Source organism: Bacillus sp. 220_BSPC, from assembly GCF_001054655.1.
Taxonomy (GTDB): domain Bacteria; phylum Bacillota; class Bacilli; order Bacillales; family DSM-1321; genus Peribacillus; species Peribacillus frigoritolerans.
Genome location: NZ_JVPL01000246.1, coordinates 37,311 through 57,279 on the forward strand (window position 1 = coordinate 37,311; position 19,969 = coordinate 57,279).

The window sequence follows — 19,969 nt, forward strand, 5'->3', positions numbered from 1 at the left end:
TTTCGGAATGGTCTCATTCCGAAACCTTTTTGATTTTATTTGTAGCAGTTAGAGAATAATAACTGGATCTATACTTGGGCGTCCTACCTCTAATACATATCTTCCATCAAGTTTAAATGAAAAAAGAAAACAATTGTTGCCTTCATTTTACGAACCAAAAGGTTCGATGGTACCAGTTGATTTAAAGTAAATCATTTCAAATTGATCTCGTTGAATAGAACCATGTATAGAAAAGCATCCCTATCACCTCAAGTTTTAATCCATTTTTTAAAACAAAAAGGACTGCAGGTAAAAGGATCTATCCTTAATGTTAAAACAAAGTTGATTGGAGTGGGTGTTCGAGATTCCTGCGGGAAAAGCGCGTCCAAAGGAGACCCCGCAGGCGCAATGGCGCCGAGGGAGGAAAGCGAGTGTCCTACGTTCCAATCGACTGTTAATTTTTAAAAACCTAAAAAGACGTCTGCTCAGAGAATAGACGCTTTTTAATTAGCCGAATTTCCTGTATGTACCTAATTTTTCTGACATGAAAGGTAGGAACCTGGTAATAATAACAGGGAAAGCATGTAAAGGGGTGAAATCTATGGGGCAAAATCGTCAATTTAAGCCAGGACAGAAGGCACCGAATAATGGGACCTACGTAGAAATCGGTGAAACGGGCAGCACGGTAGTGAATCCGAAAATGGTAAAGCTTGATGCAGGGGATTCTTTTCCTGAAACATCAAATCATAATCGGATATGGACCTATAAGCGGAAGCCATGAAACATCTAAAAGCAGGAAAAAGGAATGGTCGCCATCCTTCTTCCTGCTTTTTTCTATTCAGCGGAATAACCGAATATATTCGAGATTTCCAAACAGCTTTTCCTTAAATAGACGCTTAAAGGATCTTCATAATGATCAGGAATGTTTTCGGTGAACCCAACGGCAGTGATTGCTCCCAACAATTCGGAATTATAATTAAAAACCGGAATGGACATGGAGGAAACGGAAGGTACAAGAGGCTCTTTGGCAAAAGCTATTTTGTATTTCCGAATTTCATCATATTCATTTGTTTCTTTAAGGAACGAGCCCGTAACATTACGATCTTTTTCAATCCATTCCGCCGTCAAGGAAGGATCCTGAAATACAGTGAATACCTTTCCGGAAGAGGATGATGGCGGAAGTCGCGTACCTAACTGTGCCCCTATGTTTAAGTTTTGATTGGAATTCCATATTTTTGCAGTGATTGGTCCATCATATGTCCAAACGGAAAAAAGGACCGTGCAGGAAGTATGGTGACTGATTTCCTGTAAATAAGGAGTTATTCTGCTCGTTACATCCTCATTTCCTATCGCTGCCATTCCGTATTGAATCAATTTGCTCCCAAGGTGATACATACCGGTTGTCTTATCGCGATATAGTAACTCCAGTTGAGTCAAAGTATTCAAATACTTATAGAGGTTACTTTTCGTTATCTCCGTTAATTCCTGAATATCAGAGAATCTTAAAGGAGTTCTTTGGGAAGCAAGTAAATCTATGATGCTCATCCCTATTTGTAATGATTGAATCGTCGAACCGGATTTTACGATTTCCATAAATCAATCTCCCTAATCTGTTTTAATTTAGGTCTAGTATATCAGAATATGTAAAATATACATGAAATTCAGCAGAAAAAACCGCCGGATGCTTGAAGCTATCAATATACGTTCCTATTAAATGAATAACGAACTTTTTGATTCCGCAGTACTGTTAATGGTGTAGATGATAACATTTGCACAAAAATTTGCAATACTTTCTTGACAATATTGCGAAAATTGAGTTATCATTTATATAAATAGTGAACAATGTTATCTATAAGTGAAATAAATAAGGTGTACAGTCATTCAAATTCTGGTTTGTGAAGCGAATCCAGCAGAATTAGGATGTTGGCATCAAAAGAGGTTTTAAAAAAATCCAGATTAATAAAGGAGAATGAATATGAAATTAGTAACGTTCAGCAGTCAAGGATTTAAACGCATCGGTGCAATTTACCCGGAAAATGTAGTAGTTGACTTGAACTATGCCTATCAAGCGCTACTTGAAAGCGAAGGGAAACTTCGCAGTGAACAAATTGCTGACGCTTATGTCCCTGCAACAATGGAGGAGTTTTTACAGGGAGGGAATGAAAGCCTTTCCATCGCGCAAAAGGCTGCTGACTACGCTATTAGCAATCGTGATTCCTTCAGACATCAATTGGTATATGAAATTGAAAATATAAAGCTTGAGGCCCCTGTCCAAAAGCCAAGCAAAATTATTTGTGTCGGCCATAATTACCGAGAACACATTGCTGAAATGGGCCGTGAACTGCCGCCATTTCCTGTAGTATTCGCAAAGTTCGCCAATACAGTTATCGGTCCCCAGGATGATATACCGTTTTTCCCAATCTCGGAACAACTGGATTATGAAGCGGAATTCGCTTTTGTTGTCGGACAAAGGGCACGTAATGTTTCAAAAGAAGATGCTCTTGATTATGTAGCAGGTTATACAATTGCGAATGATGTCACTTACCGTGATATCCAACGGCGTACACTTGAGTGGCTACAAGGGAAAACGGTTGAAGGAAGTGCTCCGATGGGGCCTTGGTTAGTCACTTCCGATGAACTGTCCGATCCATCGGGCTTGAATGTCCGATTAACGGTAAATGGTGAAGAACGCCAAAAAACGAATACATCCAACTTCGTATTCGATGTGAAGTATCTAGTTGAATTCTTATCGAACTTAATGACTCTTGAACCAGGTGACATCGTACTAACAGGAACACCGGGTGGGGTAGGAGTAGCCCGTGATCCGCAAGTGTTCTTAAAAGATGGTGACGTTGTCAAAATCGAAATCGACAAAATAGGGTATCTTGAAAACCGTGTGAGACGTGTCGGGGAGGGAAAATAAAATGGCTTATCAGGGAATCGGGACATCAATCCAATCAGTGCAACAATCCATCGACCATATTCTTGAGACAACGGCAAACCTACCGGAAGAAACGATCCGATTTAAACCAGCAGAGGATGAATGGTCAATCATGCAGATACTTTCCCATTTAGCTGAAGCCATTCCTTATTGGTTAGGTGAAGTGGAAACTGTAATAGCGATGCCTGGAGCCGAATGGGGGCGTGGATTGCAAGATCCAGCCCGATTGGCGGCGGTTACCGATACAGACAAACTTGCTGTGGATGATGTCATGAAGCAAGTGGAGGAGCTTAAATATAAAGTGGAGAGCGGTCTCGGGAATTTAGATGAAGAAACACTATCCAAAGAATCGCCACACCGGAATTTCGCTAAATTCGGAAACAAACCAGTTTCCTATATAGTCGATCACTTCATCGATGAGCATGTTTCAGGACATTATGATCAAATTAAGCGAAATCTTTCTAAAATCCAGTGAGGCAAGATAAAAAAGAAAGTAGGGATTAATATGGCTGAAAAATCGGAATACATGAATAGTACAATCGTAAAAGATTTTACAAAGGATATTCAGCAGTATAACCTTGGGCCGCTGTGGGAAGCCATTCCCGCTCTGATGGACCATGAACCTAAACCCCATGCGCATGCTTATTTATGGAAAGAAGAGCTTTTGACAAAAAAATTGATGGAAGCGGCTGAAATCTTCACACCTGACCGAGGCGGGGAGCGCAGGGCGATTTATTTTCAAAACCCTGGCCTTACTTATCGCCAGCCTTGGGGATGGGCTTCGACAACACAAACGCTTTATGCAGCGGTCCAGCTATTGTTGCCAGGTGAAGTGGCCCCTTCCCACCGTCATTCCCAAAGTGCACTTCGTTTCATTACGAATGGTGAAGGTGCCTACTCCATCGTGCAGGGAGAAAGGATCTTCATGGAAGAAGGAGATTTTTTGATCACGCCCAAAAACTTATGGCATGGTCATGGACATGTTGGGGAAAAACCAATGATTTGGATGGATGCCCTTGATATCCCAACCATCTATTCCATAGGCGGCACTTTCTTTGAACCATATCCAGATCGGATTGAAACGCCTAAGCGGCCGGATAATTTTTCAGAGCTCCGTTATCAAGGCGGAATGGTTCGTCCAGTATCCGACCGTTATTCACAAGTGGCACCGCTTGCCAACTACAAGTGGAAGGGCACCAAAGCAGCGATAGAAGGATTGATGAACTTCGAACCGGATCCATATGAAGGTTTTGCCGTGGAATATATCAATCCATCAAATGGCCAAACGGCCAATCCGACGATGGGGGCATGGATGCAGAGACTTCCTAAAGGTTTCCATACGAAAGCCCATCGCCATACCCATTCCACGATTTATCAAGTGCACCAAGGATCAGGCTATACGGTCATTAATGGCGTGCGTTTTGACTGGTCCAAGGGAGATTATTTCGTCGTTCCTAATTGGGCATGGCATGAGCACGTTGCAGAAGCGGATTCTTACTTATTCTCGGTAAACGACCTACCAATAATGGAAAGATTCGATTTGGAACAGCAACAAGCATTAGACATAAACAATGGGTACCAAAAGGTTGAAAGTGAATTCAAGCCTGTTTTGGTTTGAAAATAATCGGTTTGGAATCTTCAGCTAAGATACTAGTGAATAGATGAATGCCATTCGAATGAAAACGCTTACTGTGGCAGTGGTCCGCAACTTTGACTAATAGCAACTAATATAGGGGGAATTGATGATGAACACAGAAAAAAAACCATTCATCGTTATTGGTGGGGGAATTGGCGGATTGGCAACTGCTTTAGGAATCGCAGAAACAAAACAGTATGTAAAAGTCCTAGAACAAGCTCCCGAATTTGGGGAAATTGGTGCTGGGATTCAGCTTGCAGCAAATGCCACCAACGTATTGCAGCGTTTGGGTGTCATGGATAAAATCAATGATATTGCAGTATTTCCAAAAAGATTGGTGCTGATGGACGCCTTTTCCGGAAAAGAGCTTTCCGCTTTGGATTTAGGTGATGTTTATAAAGAAAGATATGGAGCTCCGTATGTTGTTTTGCATCGTTCCGATTTGCATAAAGTATTGGCTGAAGCCTGTGAAAAGAACCCGTATATCGAACTGGTCACGAATCAAACCATTATTGAGACAGTAGAGTATGAAGGTGAAGTGATGGTTACTTCTGCCAACGGGTCCCAACATTCAGGAACTGCTGTCATTGGAGCCGATGGATTATGGTCCAAGGCACGGAAACTTTTTGTGGAAGATCAGCCGGTCTGCTCTCAATATGTTGCATACAGGGGAGCGATCCCGATGGAGGAGGTTACGAGCCATGGGGATTTAGATGATGTATACATGTGGATTGGGCCAGACCTTCATCTTGTTCAATATCCGGTTAGAAGGGGAGAACTTTATAACCAAGTAGTGGTTTTCAAAAGTTCTCAATATACGGAAGAAAACGAAAAAACAGATCAATGGGGAACACCGGAAGAAATGGACCGTGTATTTGCCGGAACTTGTGAGCTTGTTCAGAATGCGATTTCATTCATTCAAAGACAACGCCGCTGGCCGATGTATGACCGTTTACCAATTGATAATTGGACAAAAGGAAGAATTACGCTTATGGGCGATGCGGCACATCCGATGCTTCAATACTTGGCACAAGGCGCTTGCCAGGCTTTAGAAGATGCAGCTTATTTGTCTGATATGCTCCATAAGCATGGGAATGACATTGAACAGGCATTTTTGGAATATCAGGAGGAACGCATTCCTCGTACGGCTAATGTTCAAACGAGTGCTAGAATGTGGGGGGAAATCATTCACAATACGACCGATGCAGGCATTCTGCTCCGAGATACGATCCTTGCAGGTCGGACGGATAAGGATTTCCACTTCGTCGATGAATTTCATGGTTACAATAAAACGGCCGTGAAAGCATAAACCATTTTTTCATCCATAAAGGAATTTATCCATGTTACAAATGGGTCTGCCTTTCTTCTATATGAAGAAAGGCTTTTTCCGTTTATTTTCCAAACTACTGCATTTCTTATAACTTTCCTTTACATGGGGAGAATTAGAAGTATAATGAAAATATAAAGGTCAAAATTGGTCAAACCCAGTGGGGATTCGTTCATGATATAGATGAATGGGAGGTTTCAAGATGGATATTAATAAAATGACGGAGAGAACCCAACAGGCATTCACTGGCGGTCAGGAACTAGCCAATGAAAGAGGGAATCCCGAGCTGACGGAGCTTCATTTATTAAAGGCCTTAATGGAACAGGATGAAAGTTTATTAATCAGGATTTTATCGGAATCTGGTAAATCGGTGAATCTATTTGATATAGAGCTGAATAAGGAATTGGATGGATTACCGGAAGTGAGCGGGGGTGTTTCCCAGGTTTACATGTCATCCTCCCTACAGCAAGTTCTGACGGCTGCCGAAAAGGAAATGCAGATGTGGGAGGATGAATACTTATCTGTCGAGCATATACTGCTTGCGTCTTTGCAAGTCAATAGAACGAATGTAAACAGGCTATTTTCATCATATGGAATTGATTATGATAAAGCAAAACGGGTTATAAGCGATATAAGGGGGAATCAGCGAGTGACTAGTCAAAATCCTGAAAGCACTTATGAAGTACTGAAAAAATACGGCAGAGATCTCGTTGCTGAGGTTAAATCGGGTAAGGTCGATCCAGTAATCGGTCGAGATACGGAAATCCGTAACGTCATCCGGATCCTTTCACGGAAAACGAAAAATAATCCTGTATTAATAGGAGAACCTGGAGTAGGTAAAACAGCGATTGTCGAGGGGTTGGCTCAAAGGATCGTCAGGAAGGATGTGCCGGAAGGTTTAAAGGATAAGACCGTTTTTTCACTCGATATGAGTGCACTTGTCGCAGGGGCCAAATTCCGAGGTGAATTTGAGGAACGCCTAAAAGCGGTGTTGAATGAGATCAAGAAGAGTGATGGGAAAATTCTCTTATTCATTGATGAATTGCATACAATTGTCGGTGCAGGAAGAACGGATGGCGCCCTTGATGCCGGAAATATGTTAAAGCCGATGCTTGCGCGCGGTGAGCTGCATTGTATCGGTGCAACGACCCTTGATGAATATCGGCAATATATTGAAAAGGATCCGGCTTTGGAACGCCGTTTCCAACAGGTTCTGGTTCCTGAACCGGATGTTGAAGATACGATTTCAATTTTGCGGGGATTAAAGGAACGGTTTGAAATTCATCATGGCGTCAGGATACATGATCGGGCGATCGTTGCAGCCTCTGTCCTTTCGAACCGATATATAACGGAGCGGTTTTTACCGGATAAAGCGATTGATCTTGTGGATGAAGCATGTGCGATGATCCGCATGGAAATCGACTCCATGCCATCCGAGTTGGATGAAATCACGAGAAAAGTCATGCAACTTGAAATTGAAGAAGCGGCCCTGAAAAATGAAGACGACCCTCAAAGCAAAGCAAGGCTGGAAGTGCTTCAAAAAGAACTATCAGAACTTCAGGATCAAGCGAATAGCATGAAATCCAAGTGGCAAATGGAGAAATCAGCGCTTCAAAAGGTGCAGGACAAACGTGAAGACCTTGAGAAACTGCGTCATGAACTGGAACAGGCAGAGAATGACTATGACCTTAACCGGGCAGCTGAACTTCGGCATGGAAGGATTCCGCAGCTTCAAAAAGAATTGGAAGCAATGGAAGACGAATTGGAAAAGGAAAAACAGGAATCACGATTGCTTCGCCAGGAAGTGACGGAGGAGGAAATTGCCTCGATTGTGGCAAGGTGGACAGGGATTCCGGTAAGCAAGCTGGTGGAAAGTGAAAGGGAGAAGCTGCTTCGCCTATCAGATATCCTGCATGAACGCGTAATCGGTCAAGGAGAAGCGGTGGAACTCGTATCCGATGCTGTTTTAAGAGCAAGGGCTGGAATAAAAGATCCAAACAGACCAATCGGTTCATTCATTTTTCTTGGGCCGACTGGTGTCGGTAAAACCGAATTGGTAAAAGCTTTGGCAGAAACATTATTCGATAGTGAGGAACATATGATTCGAATTGATATGTCGGAATATATGGAGAAACATTCCGTGTCCCGACTTGTTGGTGCACCTCCCGGTTATGTTGGATTTGAGGAAGGCGGCCAGCTTACGGAGGCTGTAAGGAGAAACCCATACTCAGTCATATTACTGGACGAAATTGAAAAGGCGCATCCTGAAGTCTTCAATATTTTATTGCAAATGTTGGATGATGGAAGAATAACAGACTCCCAAGGCAGGACAATCAACTGTAAAAATACGGTCATCATCATGACTTCCAATATCGGTTCCCATTTCTTATTGCAATCCAACCGGGTGGATGGTGGCATTGAAGAAGAAATAAAAGATCAGGTCTTTAAAGAATTAAGAGGGCATTTCCGTCCGGAATTTTTGAATCGAGTTGATGACATTGTTTTATTCAAACCTCTGACGAAACATGAAATCGTTGAAATCGTAGATAAAATGGTTCATCAATTAAAAGTGAGGTTAACTGAACAAAATATAGTCCTCAACGTCACAGAAGCGGCTAAGGAATTCATTGCGGACCAGGGATATGATCCGGTATATGGAGCTAGACCGCTGAAGCGATTCATCCAAAAGCATCTCGAAACGAAAATCGCCCGTAAAATCATAGCTGGGACTGTTAAGCTTAAAGAAGGAATCACGATTGATTATGACCATGATGAATTGGTCCTTAAATAAAAACGTTAATATGCAGTTTATCCGCATCCAAAGTACGGTATAACAAAAAGGACATCCTAAAAAGGATGTCCTCTTTTGCTTCTTAATGTTGATGGGAGTCTTTAGCTGGCCCGGCAGGCATGATAGCTGGGATGATACAAATCAGGATAGCAGCAGCTAATCCTAGAATAGTTCCCTGCGCAGCATCGTATGAAACTCCGATCATGGAAGAAACAACATATACAGTCATATGCACTAATAAGAATGTCCAAAAAATTGTCCAAGCATAACGCATCGAATTTCACCTCATTCCACTACATTCATTTTTATCTTACCATAATTAATATACAGTTAAAACGTGTTTTTAATAATAACCTTTAAATAATTCAATACATTAAATCATAAGAGAAATTTTTTGGCAGACAAGCTGGTTCAAAACTTCAAAAGGGAAATCATCGGGGGAATAAAAACGAAAATCGTCCCTGCTTGGTTAATTTAAGATAAGAAGTTAGGCGTTTCCACTGACCCTTTCTATTTTTCGTCATAAATTAATATAGTAGTAGTAATATTCCTTAAAGGAGTTTGAACGATGGAACAACGAACTTTTCAAATTGATGACCAATGGAATATCATCTATTATCCAGAGCGGCCCAGTGGTTTTTCCGTAATGGTAATTGGAGACCGTAGTCATTTTGTCGAAAAAGACAGCAGCTTTTGGCTGCAGCATCCAGGCAGGCTGCAGATATTGGAATATTTAAAGGAATATGGATACACACTATTTTCTTCCAATTTTCACGGGGCCAACTGGGGCAGTCCTAAAGCACTGGACCTTTCCCTTAACCTATATATTCTTTTCATGAAAAAAGAAATAGTCAATCAAAGGGTTCATATATTGGCAGAGGGGACAGGCGCACTACTTGCCCTAAAGCTAATGAATGAACTTGGAAATAAAATTCGGTCTGTCGTATTGATCGATCCGGTTTTTTCCTTGAAAGCACAACTGGAAAAAGAAAAGGAAAATAAGTTCTTCTATAAAAAATGGCTGTCAGAGGTTGCTGCTGCATATGAGCTCGATCCGGCAGAATGTGAACAGCATATCCTGGACACTGAAGATTCAGTTATCGCAGAGAATATCCCCATGAAAGTGATTCAGGTTTTTGGAAGCTTACGGAAAGAGCAAGCCTCCCTTTATCGGCAAATCCAGCTGGCCAGAAAAGCAGACTTGCAGCTGACGTATATATTACCCGAAAAACGTTATAAAATCCCCTATCAAATACAAAAGTTTTTCAATGAGAATGAAGAGATTTTATGAGAAGAGATATATTTTCACAATAGTTTGCATACGATACAGCATCTAAAAAAACTAGACGTGCCGGGTGAAGTGGGCTTGATGGCATACGAGGAGGCTGTATTTATGCAAACAAACATTGTCATAGGCACTTATCGATTTGTGGGCTTCTATGTGACTCAATATTTTTTGAACCAAGGGAAAGAAGTAATCGGAATCGATTGGGATGATTCCGAAGCAAATCAATATATTATGGAAGAAAAAGAATTTGAAATAGGAAGGAATTCAAATTATATATACTTTCCGATAAATAAACTTAAATTATTGGATATTTCACAGCAGGACACGGTGTTCATCTCTTGTTACGATATTCAGAGCGGCAAAATGGACAAAATCGATTTTCTGATAGGCGAAATCGTTTCCTTCATTGAGAAATTCAAAAATGGCAAGAATGAAACGCCCAATTTCGTTCTTTTCATGCCCATTGAAAAAGATGTCAGTATATTTCATTCCATATTAAGCTCGATTCGTGAAATCGATTCTGCAAAAATCATATTTTTACCGACGATTTATGGACCTTGGCAATCGGAAGGCATGAGCTTTGAAGCTGGAATCAATCAGCTTGGGCAGTCTGATATCAAAGCGGCAATTGCTGCCGAATATACCTTTGATGCTCTCTATATCACTGATTTTGTTAATGCCTTGGAAGCGGTGCTAACCTCAAGTTCCGATAGGGACATCCAATTGTGCAGCTCTATTGATGATCATTGGAATGAATGTGCCAAGCTAATATTTGGTGAAAGCATGGATTCATTCACTCCCCAACAATCAACAACTAAAATCAATAAAGGAACAATATTTGAAGTGCAATGCAAAATGGAACCGGAAGAAGGCATTGCATTACAAAAAAAACATAATAAACGATTAAACTTACTTAAAAAGTGGAGAAAGCGTGATTAAACAAATAATTTCGTTATTTGAGAAGAACAAATCGGTATATTTGCCTCTAATCTATATGTCTTGTACTATAATGTACAAGATAGGAAGAACATCAAAAGATATCCTTGATTTTATATGTGCGCCCTTTACGAAAGGGTCCTGTGGAATTATGATATTATTTGGGCATCACAAATCAATTGATGAATATTCAAAAGATAGGGGGGAAACGCGAATGAGTTCAGATAAAACTCTTGAATTTATGGGAATCGCCATGAAATACTTCCCAGAGGCTAAAGCGAAGCTTGAGGCAAGCGGGATTCCATTTTCAATGGAGATGGCAGAGCCATTCATGGAGCTCTTTAAAAGCGTAATGCAAGAAGCTTATGAGCTTGGCAAACAAGATGCTCAGCGTTAATTAAAGGCAGGCTGTCCCGATAAAGGGCAGCCTTGATTTTTTTTATTCTTTTTTCAAGAACTTGGCGATCAATGGGTTCAGATTGATTTTATCAATGGTCGGTTTGTATTGACTGTATAAGCCCATCAATGTTTCAACGCTCGCCATCAATTGCAAGTAATCAACCTCCGATTCCTCTTGCTCCGGTTCGGGTTTCCTGCCAAACATCAAATTCGAAAAATGATCATCCGGGTTTCTTTCGCGGTTGCGATTGAAGATATCCATAATGAGTCCTCCTTTACTCCTTTTATTTATAATGTATGTCCCTGAATTTCCCCTGGCATAGGCGCTTGACCGGCTTCCGAAAGAGATTTCTTTAGCTTTTAAAACTGTTAACTCTTGCAAGGAAGTCTTTTTTTATATAAAATTAGTACCAGGTAATAATAGATGATTATAATAACTCATTAAAATATAAGGGGATGGCAAGATGAATGCTGGAATACTAGGGCTTGGCCGCTACTTACCCGACAAAATCGTTACAAATGCGGATTTAGAAAAAATTATGGACACTTCTGACGAGTGGATCCGGACCAGGACGGGTATTGAGGAAAGAAGAATTGCAAATGATGATATTGATACTTCAGATATGGCTTATGAAGCCGCAAAAGCTGCATTGAAAAATGCGGAAATTTCGGCTGAAGAGATAGATATGATTCTTGTGGCTACCGTTACACCTGATCAGTCGTTTCCTTCCGTCGCTTGCATGATTCAAGAGAAATTGGGAGCGATGAAGGCAGCTGCAATGGATGTAAGTGCGGCATGTGCCGGATTTATGTATGCAATGATCACGGCACAGCAGTTTATTAAGACAGGTGCATATAAGCATGTGTTGATTGTCGGTGTTGAAAAACTTTCGAAAGTAACCAATTGGGAAGACCGTAATACTGCTGTCCTTTTTGGTGACGGAGCGGGTGCAGCTGTACTTGGACCTGTATCTGATGGCAAAGGGGTCCTTTCCTTTGAATTAGGCGCAGATGGAACTGGCGGGAAGCACTTATTACAGGAAGGAGATTTCATTCATATGAATGGACGTGAAGTATTTAAATTTGCTGTCCGTCAGATGGGGGAATCCAGCCTGGGTGTATTGGACAAAGCTGGTTTGACAAAGGAAGATGTGGATCTGCTTGTTCCGCATCAAGCAAACATACGCATAATGGAAGCCTCAAGGGAACGCCTAGGTCTCCCGCTTGAAAAAATGACAAAAACGGTTCATAAATATGGAAATACTTCATCAGCGTCCATTCCAATGGCCCTTGTGGAAGAAATGGAAGCGGGAAGAATCAAGGACAATGACTTAATCGTCATGGTCGGTTTTGGTGGTGGCCTTACATGGGGAGCGATCGCTCTTAGGTGGGGTAAATAAAAGAAGAAACAAATCGTAAGAGCTTTAAAAATAGGAAGGAGCCATTTTCAATGACTAATCGTCGTGTAGTTGTAACAGGTATTGGAGCAATCTCTCCAGTTGGTAATGATGCAGAAACTGGATGGAAGAATATAATCGAGGGGAAATCGGGAATAGGGCCTTTAACTCGTTTGAATGCTGAAGAATATCCCGTTAAAGTGGCTGCTGAAATCAAGGACTTTGATATAGAAACATATATAAATCGTAAAGAAGCACGCAAAATGGACCGTTTTACCCATTATGCAATTGCAGCTTCCGTTATGGCATATAATGATAGCAAGCTGGAAATAACCGATGAAAATGCTGCACGTGTCGGGGTCTGGATCGGTTCGGGTATCGGCGGGCTGGAGACACTTGAAACACAGCATGAAAACTTTTTAAACAGGGGATATAAACGGGTTAGCCCATTTTTCGTTCCAATGATGATACCGGACATGGCAGCCGGCCAGGTTTCTATCTTACTGGGTGCAAAAGGAATCAATTCATGTACGGTAACAGCCTGTGCAACAGGAACAAACTCAATTGGTGATGCGTTTAAAGCCATTCAACGGGGCGATGCCGATGTCATGATTACAGGCGGGGCCGAAGCGCCAATCACAAAAATGTCGGTTGCAGGCTTCTGTGCAAATACGGCTTTATCGACAAATCCTGATCCACAAACGGCTAGCCGTCCTTTCGATCTTAACCGTGATGGTTTTGTAATAGGTGAAGGAGCTGGAATCATCGTTCTGGAAGACCTTGAACATGCATTGAATAGAGGAGCCAAGATTTATGCTGAAATAGCTGGTTATGGCTCAACAGGAGATGCCTTCCATATTACCGCTCCGGCACCAGGTGGAGAAGGCGGGGCAAGAGCCATGAAAATTGCAATTGAGGATGCAGGTTTGAATCCTGAAGACATCCAATATGTGAATGCCCACGGAACGAGTACGCCATACAATGACAAATACGAAACGATGGCAGTCAAAGAAGTCTTTGGCGACCATGCTAATAAACTTGCGATAAGTTCCACTAAATCAATGACAGGCCATATGTTAGGGGCAGCAGGCGGTGTGGAAGCAATATTCACGATTCAGGCAATCAGGGACAGCATTTTGCCTCCAACCATCAATATTGAAACACCAGACCCTGAGTGTGATTTGGACTATGTCCCGAATCAAGCAAGGAAGGGCGAAATCAATGCAGCCATCAGCAATTCACTTGGATTCGGTGGACATAACGCAACGATTCTTTTCAAGAAATATCAATAAGTTTTGAAGGAAGAGCAGATCTTTTGGGATCTGCTCTTTTTTATGTTGAAGGGAAAAGGGATATATTGTGTCATCCGCCTTTATTAAATCATACGATAGTCAATAGAAGCGGAGGTGTATGGGGAAATGGGAGTCATTTCAACCAATGAATGGATGAGGAAGGATTTCAACCGGCCGATCCAGATGATGGAAAGACTTAAAAGCACTTTCAACGATACCCTTGATGCGGATATGATTTATCATCATTTATTGAAGCATGGCATGTATTCTCCGAATCAAAAAACTAAACTCACATGGGAAGACTTGCAAGAAAACGATGTATGGGAAAAAACACAAAGCTTGTTTACAGCTTATAAGAAGCTATGGGGAGGGCCAGATGTTCCCATATATATTTTCCCGCTCATGTCTACAGGGATGTGGAATAAAAAAGTTGAAACGAAGTCAGGGTTGGCCTTTAAAGATAAACTATTCCTTTTTTACGGAAAGGGGATAGCCGAAAAGGAAATGGAGGCCCTGTTGATTCATGAATACCATCATGTTTGCCGTCTGCATCATTTGAAAAAGGACCAAAAAGAATTCACTCTCCTTGATACGATGATCATGGAAGGACTGGCGGAAAGAACGGTGGGAAAATATTTAGGAACAAAATATTTAGCGAATTGGACTAAGTTATATCAGGAAGATAAACTACGAGAATATTGGAGAAAGCATTTAGAGGAAAAGCACACGATAAAACGTACAGATCCTCTTCATGATGTACTTCTGCTTGGGTCGAAAGGATATCCATATATGCTTGGATACTGTAGTGGCTATTACCTGGTGAAAAATTTTGAAAAACTCTCCGTGAAAAGATCATTCATTATTCAATCTGAAGAATTCTTATCAAAATAGAGCTAATATATACGTTCTTTTTTTCTTAATCTGTTTTCTAGAATAGGAATAAATTGTATGGTTACTGCCTATACTGATTGACAAACAGAAATTTGTTTAAGTGAGGGATGAATGATGCTATATCTTCATGATGTATGGGTTAACTGGTTTGAAGGAGAAGAAAACGGCTATAATATTTGTCATTTTCATGAATGGAGGAAAGATGACGGGATCGAACTACTAGATCAAGTTCCTTTGTTGAAAGTGTCATCAACATTGTTCCACTACATAGAAAACGACTTGTCAGAATTACCTAAGCCATTGCTGAATGATGTTTATCAAAAAGCATATGCAAGGAAAAATCATGAGCGAATACAGCTTGACTATTGTTTTATCGTGACTGACGGAAATGGAATTTTAGCTGTTGATACGATAGGTTATCATATTCCGATTAGGAAAAGCAGAATAATTCCCCGGCAGGAACAAATTGTTTATGACATGATAGAAAACCATGATGAGATGGATTACACCTTTACTGAAAAACCTACATCTGAGAAAGAATATCATATTTTGTCGCCGTCTCCCTTATTCATGAACGGTTTGACAAGAAAAGAAAGACAGCTTAAGCAATTGCTATTCATGGCCATGGACCAATTATTCACGGCGAAAAACACTGCTGAAATCCGCTATTGGTACACAGAATGGGCCCCTGAGAAATATGAAAGCATTCAAGAAATGGATTTTCAGATAGCTTGGCTTGAGTTATATGAAGAAATGAAGGAAGGCTGGTCAGAGAAGCACCTTCAACTTTGTGAAAATCTTGTGAAAGGGCAGCCTTTTTTTGAAAAGCTTTGGCAAGTGGAGGCTGGCGATAGCCCATCGATTTTATGAACAAAAAAGACGATCCGGTAGGATAAGTCAGACTGTAGGCAGACTTGAACTGCCCCGTAAATGTTAGACACCAAACTAACATTTACGGGGTGTTTTTTATGTACAATTTGAAAATTTGCCTGAGTCCGCGGAGGAGTGACATATTTGACAAGAATGTGAGAAAGAATCAAGAGCTACAAAGAAAAGGTTTCGGAATGATACCATCCGAAACCTTTTTGTTTACACACTGAGACGATCCGTTGAGGATCGTCTTCTTTTATCTCTTTCTGCCAAGTCCCATGCCATTATACATTTTTCTAATCATTTTATTGGCTTCAATATTCGCCTTTTCTGCACCGCGGTCCAGAATTTCATCCAATTCAGGTGAATCGATCAATGCATTAAAGCGTTCTTGGATTGGCAGGATTTCTCCAAGAACCACCTCAGCCAAATCACTTTTAAAGTCACCATAGCCTTTGCCATCATACATCTCTTCAATTTCTGAATAGGATTTTCCACTGAAAATGGAGTATATGGACATCAGGTTGGAAACACCTGCTTTGTTTTCCTTATCGTAACGGACAATTCCTTCCGAATCGGTAACTGCGCTCTTGATGTTTTTTTCGATTTGCTTCGGATCATCCAATAAGGCAATCGTCGCCTTTTTATTAGGATCGGATTTGCTCATTTTCTTGTTTGGTTCCTGAAGGGACATGATACGGGCCCCTTCTGTAGGGAGGCTGATTTCCGGGATTTTAAATATGTCATTATGCTTTTTATTGAATCGTTCAGCCAAATCGCGTGTCAATTCTAGATGCTGTCTTTGATCTTCCCCGACAGGGACCACATCTGTACTATAAAGGAGAATATCGGCAGCCATCAACGGCGGGTAAGTGAGCAGTGCTGCGGATACCCCTTCTTTGCCAGCGGATTTGTCCTTGAATTGTGTCATTCTCTCAAGTTCCCCGATATAGGATATACTCTGTAAAATCCAGCCTGCCTGTGCATGCGCTGGTACTTCTGATTGAATGAAGATGGTATTCTTTTCAGGATCCAGGCCAATGGCCAGATATAAAGCAGCCAATGTTTTAATGTTTTTCCTTAACTTGATGCGGTCTTGTGGAACTGTAATTGCATGTTGGTCAACAATACAAAAGAAACATTCATATTCATTTTGTAAGTTAACGAATTGTTTCATGGCTCCGATGTAATTTCCTAAAGTAACGGAACCGGATGGCTGAATGCCGGAGAAAATCCTTTTCAACTGCTAGTCACTCCTCTAAATACGTTTATTGATAAATGGATATTCGCTCTTCATTATTGTAAGGATAAATAGAAAATGAATCCACATTCTTTGAAAGAAATGTGCATGTTCCTTTGTGGGGAAACGCTCATTTGAATCTTGTGGAGGGCCGTTTTGTCCTGTATCGATGCCATTTTGAGAATACGAAATGTCCACTATACTGTATTTTAGCATTTATTCATATTAAATGTATAATCGAAACGGAAATCAAGCCAATAGAAAGGGTTTTCCGTTTCTTTTTTTTGACATGGAAGAAATGAAGGCTTCAAGGAAAATCAAACCGTTTAACATATATCACAATGAGCAGACCATTTTAGGGAAGGATACTCACAAGGGAATACAGGATTGTGAACGTATTCTTAAGCTGAAACTTTGTAAAGCAGTTTTTTTAATTATTTATCAATTATAGGAGTAAAGTTAATTGTTTGTGGTATTAAAGAAAGGGGTTTATTATATTTGTTGAATATTGATGACTGATGGCGAATGAGGTGGAGAAAATGAAACCAATGTGTAAATGGTTGATGACAGGTATATGCTTATTCCTGATTCAACAGCCAGTTCATGCGCAAGGCATGAACGAAACCAGGCAGGTAGCATTAGAAAATAAAGAATTGCCTGCGAGCGTACCGCGTTTTGTTTTTGATTCGGGGTTGAAATTCGACTATCCGGATGCTGTACGCGGAATATATGTGACAGGGCCTGCAGCGGGTGGCAATAAATTGAATGAACTTATTAATTATGTAGATGAAACCGATTTGAATGCGATGGTCATTGACATTAAGGATGACAAGGGGAATGTAACGTATAAAACGGAAGATCCCGACTCTCCATATGCTGGGATTGGTAAAGACTACATAAAAAACCCAAGGGCAATGCTGAAAAAATTTGAGGATAAACAGATTTATCCGATTGCAAGGGTTGTCGTCTTTAAAGACTCCCTTTTGGCCAAAGAGAAACCTGAATTGTCTTTTTTAGATGGTGAAAAGGTATGGAAGAATGGCCGAGGGGAAGCCTTCGTTAACCCATTCTTAAAAGAAGTGTGGGATTATAATGTCGGTATTGCCATTGAAGCGGCAAAGATGGGTTTTAAAGAAATTCAATTTGACTATGTCCGTTTTCCCGAAGGATTCGAAAATAAAGAAGATGATTTGAAATATAATGTCGGTGAATATGATGAAGCGAAAATGAGTCATACAGCCAAAAGGGTTCAGGCAGTGACGGATTTCGTAAGTTATGCGAGGAAGCAACTGGAGCCATACGATGTCGAAGTGTCAGTTGATATTTTTGGATATGCGGCTACATTGCCTGAAGCTCCTGGAATTGGGCAAAACTTCACAAAAATCTCTGAGAATGTTGATGTAATTTCCTCGATGATCTACCCGAGTCACTGGACATCTTATTTTGGTATCGAAAAGCCTGATTTGGAGCCTTATAATCTCGTTAAGGAATATGCGAAATTGGAGAACGGGAAGCTGAAGGAATTAAAAACACCACCTACTTCAAGACCTTGGCTGCAAGATTTTACTGCCTCTTATTTAGGCGATGGAAATTACCAAAGGTATGGTAAGGAAGAAGTTGAAGCCCAAATAAAAGCATTGAATGATAATGGTATTGATGAATACTTATTGTGGAATGCAGCAAATCGATATACAAAGGGAGTAGACTATACCCCATGAAAAAAAGGATGACCCAGGAAGTTCCTTCCGGTCATCCAAATTCTCTCTGAATTACCGCTTTTTATTCCCGCCAACTTGACTCCACCCTGACTGAATTCGTTTCGATTGATCGAAAATATGAGAGTGACGTTTCCCGCCAAACCATTTTTCGCCGATGCCATTCGTCACAACGCCATTCACAGCCGTAATGCCAATAACGCAAGCGGCGACTAAAAAAAAGTCCAAAAAGTAGCTGATCATCAAAACCCTCCTAATATTTTCAAGCTATTCAAGTTCCATTGTAGTGGATAAGAAAAAATCTGGAAAGTATAAACTAGCAAATGAGGAGATTAAATTATGAATTGGTATGAAAAGCTAAACCAGTATTTCCCTATTGAAGAAATGAAGTCAAAAGAACACATAGAAGTTCTTTTAGAAGATAAACAGGAAATATATAAAAAGGATGAAGGGCCCGACCATGTTTTATTATATGTGGAAGGGGACGAGTTTATATTCGTTGATTACCTTTTTGTATCAAAGAAATCAAGGGGGCAGGGACTTGGAAGGAAATTAATTCAAAAATTGCAAAAAAAGCAGAAAACGATCTTGCTGGAAGTAGAACCAGTACAAGAAAATGATGATGATACATTTAAAAGGCTGAAATTTTATAAAAGGGAAGGATTCAAGCACGCCTCTTCGATTTCCTACAGCAGAAAATCGCTTGCCACCAAGGAGAATACGCCTATGGAAATCTTGTATTGGCCGGCAAATCCATCTGTTGATGAAGAAGATGTATTTGATTTCATGAAAGAGATTTATTCTGAAATCCATACTTACAAGGATGATGATCTTTATGGGAAATCTTATCAAGATGTAGAGGATGTACTTAGCTTGAATGCAGGTCAGGAAGCCGATATTTTTAAAGAGATGGAAGTTTGAGTAAAAAGGGCCGGTTGTTAACCGGCCCTTTTTAGTTTGTCGAAATCCTGCTTTTTAAAGGAGAACTTGGTTAATATTCAATAAAGTTATTTTGGATGTCCAATATATTAAGAAATTTGCCATACTCCTGCCGAGATGCTGGCTAGCCGAGACCCCGCAGACGCTAGCGTCGAGGAGGCTGGGCAGACAGGGAGTGGATTTCTGGAATAAACTGGAATTAAATTTTAAGAAAAACCGTAGGCAAGACTCATCCCGAACCAAATTTAAGAATAGGTGATCCTTGATGTTTTTTTACTGTAATCCTTAAAGGATGGAAGAAATTTGCGGGACTCCTGCCGAATAACTG

General features: G+C 40.7%; 20 protein-coding genes. 15 read left to right on the forward strand and 5 right to left on the reverse strand.

The genetic code is table 11. From position 1 onward, the window contains the following. The first annotated feature begins 580 nt into the window (after positions 1-580). Positions 581-760, forward strand: coding sequence for a YjzC family protein (locus tag ADA55_RS19455; RefSeq protein ID WP_034314546.1), 180 nt, complete (start codon positions 581-583; stop codon positions 758-760). A 53-nt stretch (positions 761-813) separates the two neighbouring features. On the opposite strand, the gene ADA55_RS19460 is transcribed toward ADA55_RS19455, so the two are convergent. After that, the gene (locus ADA55_RS19460; RefSeq protein ID WP_048686905.1) at positions 814-1,572 is read right to left on the reverse strand and encodes an IclR family transcriptional regulator; all 759 of its coding nucleotides are present in this window, start codon (positions 1,570-1,572) and stop codon (positions 814-816) included. 382 nt (positions 1,573-1,954) lie between these two features. Here ADA55_RS19460 and ADA55_RS19465 point away from each other — a divergent pair, with 382 nt between their 5' ends. The 5 genes from ADA55_RS19465 (at position 1,955) to clpB (ending at position 8,674) form a co-directional block, all read left to right on the forward strand. Continuing rightward, a complete protein-coding gene (locus tag ADA55_RS19465) occupies positions 1,955-2,902 on the forward strand; it encodes a fumarylacetoacetate hydrolase family protein (RefSeq protein WP_048686907.1) in 948 nt (315 codons plus the stop codon). A gap of 1 nt (position 2,903) precedes the next feature. Continuing rightward, positions 2,904-3,395 (forward strand): DinB family protein, encoded by a 492-nt coding sequence (locus tag ADA55_RS19470; protein ID WP_048686909.1) that lies wholly within the window; start codon positions 2,904-2,906, stop codon positions 3,393-3,395. A gap of 30 nt (positions 3,396-3,425) precedes the next feature. Beyond that, positions 3,426-4,538 (forward strand): cupin domain-containing protein, encoded by a 1,113-nt coding sequence (locus ADA55_RS19475; RefSeq protein ID WP_048686912.1) that lies wholly within the window; start codon positions 3,426-3,428, stop codon positions 4,536-4,538. Between the two features lie 127 nt (positions 4,539-4,665). Further along, positions 4,666-5,865: an FAD-dependent monooxygenase gene (locus ADA55_RS19480; RefSeq protein WP_048686913.1), complete on the forward strand. Its 1,200-nt coding sequence runs from the start codon at positions 4,666-4,668 to the stop codon at positions 5,863-5,865. A gap of 220 nt (positions 5,866-6,085) precedes the next feature. After that, positions 6,086-8,674 (forward strand): ATP-dependent chaperone ClpB, encoded by a 2,589-nt coding sequence (gene clpB / locus ADA55_RS19485; RefSeq protein WP_048686915.1) that lies wholly within the window; start codon positions 6,086-6,088, stop codon positions 8,672-8,674. An 82-nt stretch (positions 8,675-8,756) separates the two neighbouring features. On the opposite strand, the gene ADA55_RS19490 is transcribed toward clpB, so the two are convergent. After that, positions 8,757-8,948: a YjzD family protein gene (locus tag ADA55_RS19490; RefSeq protein ID WP_048686917.1), complete on the reverse strand. Its 192-nt coding sequence runs from the start codon at positions 8,946-8,948 to the stop codon at positions 8,757-8,759. Positions 8,949-9,242: 294 nt separating this feature from the next. On the opposite strand from ADA55_RS19490, the gene ADA55_RS19495 reads away from it, so the two are divergent. The 3 genes from ADA55_RS19495 to ADA55_RS19505 all read left to right on the forward strand — a co-directional run bounded on the left by ADA55_RS19495 (position 9,243) and on the right by ADA55_RS19505 (position 11,295). After that, entirely contained in the window at positions 9,243-9,965 is a 723-nt protein-coding gene (locus tag ADA55_RS19495) for an alpha/beta hydrolase (protein ID WP_048686919.1), read from the forward strand. A 102-nt stretch (positions 9,966-10,067) separates the two neighbouring features. Further along, the gene (locus ADA55_RS19500; RefSeq protein ID WP_048686921.1) at positions 10,068-10,901 is read left to right on the forward strand and encodes a hypothetical protein; all 834 of its coding nucleotides are present in this window, start codon (positions 10,068-10,070) and stop codon (positions 10,899-10,901) included. 211 nt (positions 10,902-11,112) lie between these two features. Beyond that, entirely contained in the window at positions 11,113-11,295 is a 183-nt protein-coding gene (locus ADA55_RS19505; RefSeq protein WP_034314525.1) for a ComZ family protein, read from the forward strand. A gap of 42 nt (positions 11,296-11,337) precedes the next feature. Here the strand turns inward: ADA55_RS19505 and ADA55_RS19510 are convergent, their stop codons facing one another. Then, on the reverse strand, positions 11,338-11,559 hold the full coding sequence (locus ADA55_RS19510) for a hypothetical protein (RefSeq protein ID WP_048686923.1): 222 nt from the start codon (positions 11,557-11,559) through the stop codon (positions 11,338-11,340). A gap of 202 nt (positions 11,560-11,761) precedes the next feature. Here ADA55_RS19510 and ADA55_RS19515 point away from each other — a divergent pair, with 202 nt between their 5' ends. The 4 genes from ADA55_RS19515 (at position 11,762) to ADA55_RS19530 (ending at position 15,747) form a co-directional block, all read left to right on the forward strand. Further along, positions 11,762-12,697: a beta-ketoacyl-ACP synthase III gene (locus ADA55_RS19515; protein WP_034314519.1), complete on the forward strand. Its 936-nt coding sequence runs from the start codon at positions 11,762-11,764 to the stop codon at positions 12,695-12,697. A gap of 50 nt (positions 12,698-12,747) precedes the next feature. After that, complete coding sequence (gene fabF / locus ADA55_RS19520; RefSeq protein ID WP_048686925.1) at positions 12,748-13,986, forward strand: beta-ketoacyl-ACP synthase II; 1,239 nt, start codon at positions 12,748-12,750, stop codon at positions 13,984-13,986. 126 nt (positions 13,987-14,112) lie between these two features. Continuing rightward, positions 14,113-14,877 (forward strand): DUF2268 domain-containing protein, encoded by a 765-nt coding sequence (locus ADA55_RS19525; RefSeq protein ID WP_048686927.1) that lies wholly within the window; start codon positions 14,113-14,115, stop codon positions 14,875-14,877. 114 nt (positions 14,878-14,991) lie between these two features. Continuing rightward, positions 14,992-15,747, forward strand: a complete 756-nt coding sequence (locus ADA55_RS19530) for a YjbA family protein (RefSeq protein WP_034314514.1) — start codon at positions 14,992-14,994, stop codon at positions 15,745-15,747. A 256-nt stretch (positions 15,748-16,003) separates the two neighbouring features. Here ADA55_RS19530 and trpS read toward each other — a convergent pair whose 3' ends face one another. Then, complete coding sequence (gene trpS / locus ADA55_RS19535; RefSeq protein ID WP_048686928.1) at positions 16,004-16,990, reverse strand: tryptophan--tRNA ligase; 987 nt, start codon at positions 16,988-16,990, stop codon at positions 16,004-16,006. Positions 16,991-17,526: 536 nt separating this feature from the next. Here trpS and ADA55_RS19540 point away from each other — a divergent pair. Beyond that, positions 17,527-18,705, forward strand: a complete 1,179-nt coding sequence (locus ADA55_RS19540) for a putative glycoside hydrolase (protein ID WP_053087433.1) — start codon at positions 17,527-17,529, stop codon at positions 18,703-18,705. 51 nt (positions 18,706-18,756) lie between these two features. On the opposite strand, the gene ADA55_RS19545 is transcribed toward ADA55_RS19540, so the two are convergent. After that, on the reverse strand, positions 18,757-18,945 hold the full coding sequence (locus ADA55_RS19545) for a hypothetical protein (protein WP_034314508.1): 189 nt from the start codon (positions 18,943-18,945) through the stop codon (positions 18,757-18,759). Positions 18,946-19,041: 96 nt separating this feature from the next. Between ADA55_RS19545 and ADA55_RS19550 the strand changes: the two genes are divergently transcribed. After that, positions 19,042-19,623: a GNAT family N-acetyltransferase gene (locus tag ADA55_RS19550; protein WP_048686930.1), complete on the forward strand. Its 582-nt coding sequence runs from the start codon at positions 19,042-19,044 to the stop codon at positions 19,621-19,623. Positions 19,624-19,969 lie beyond the last annotated feature (346 nt).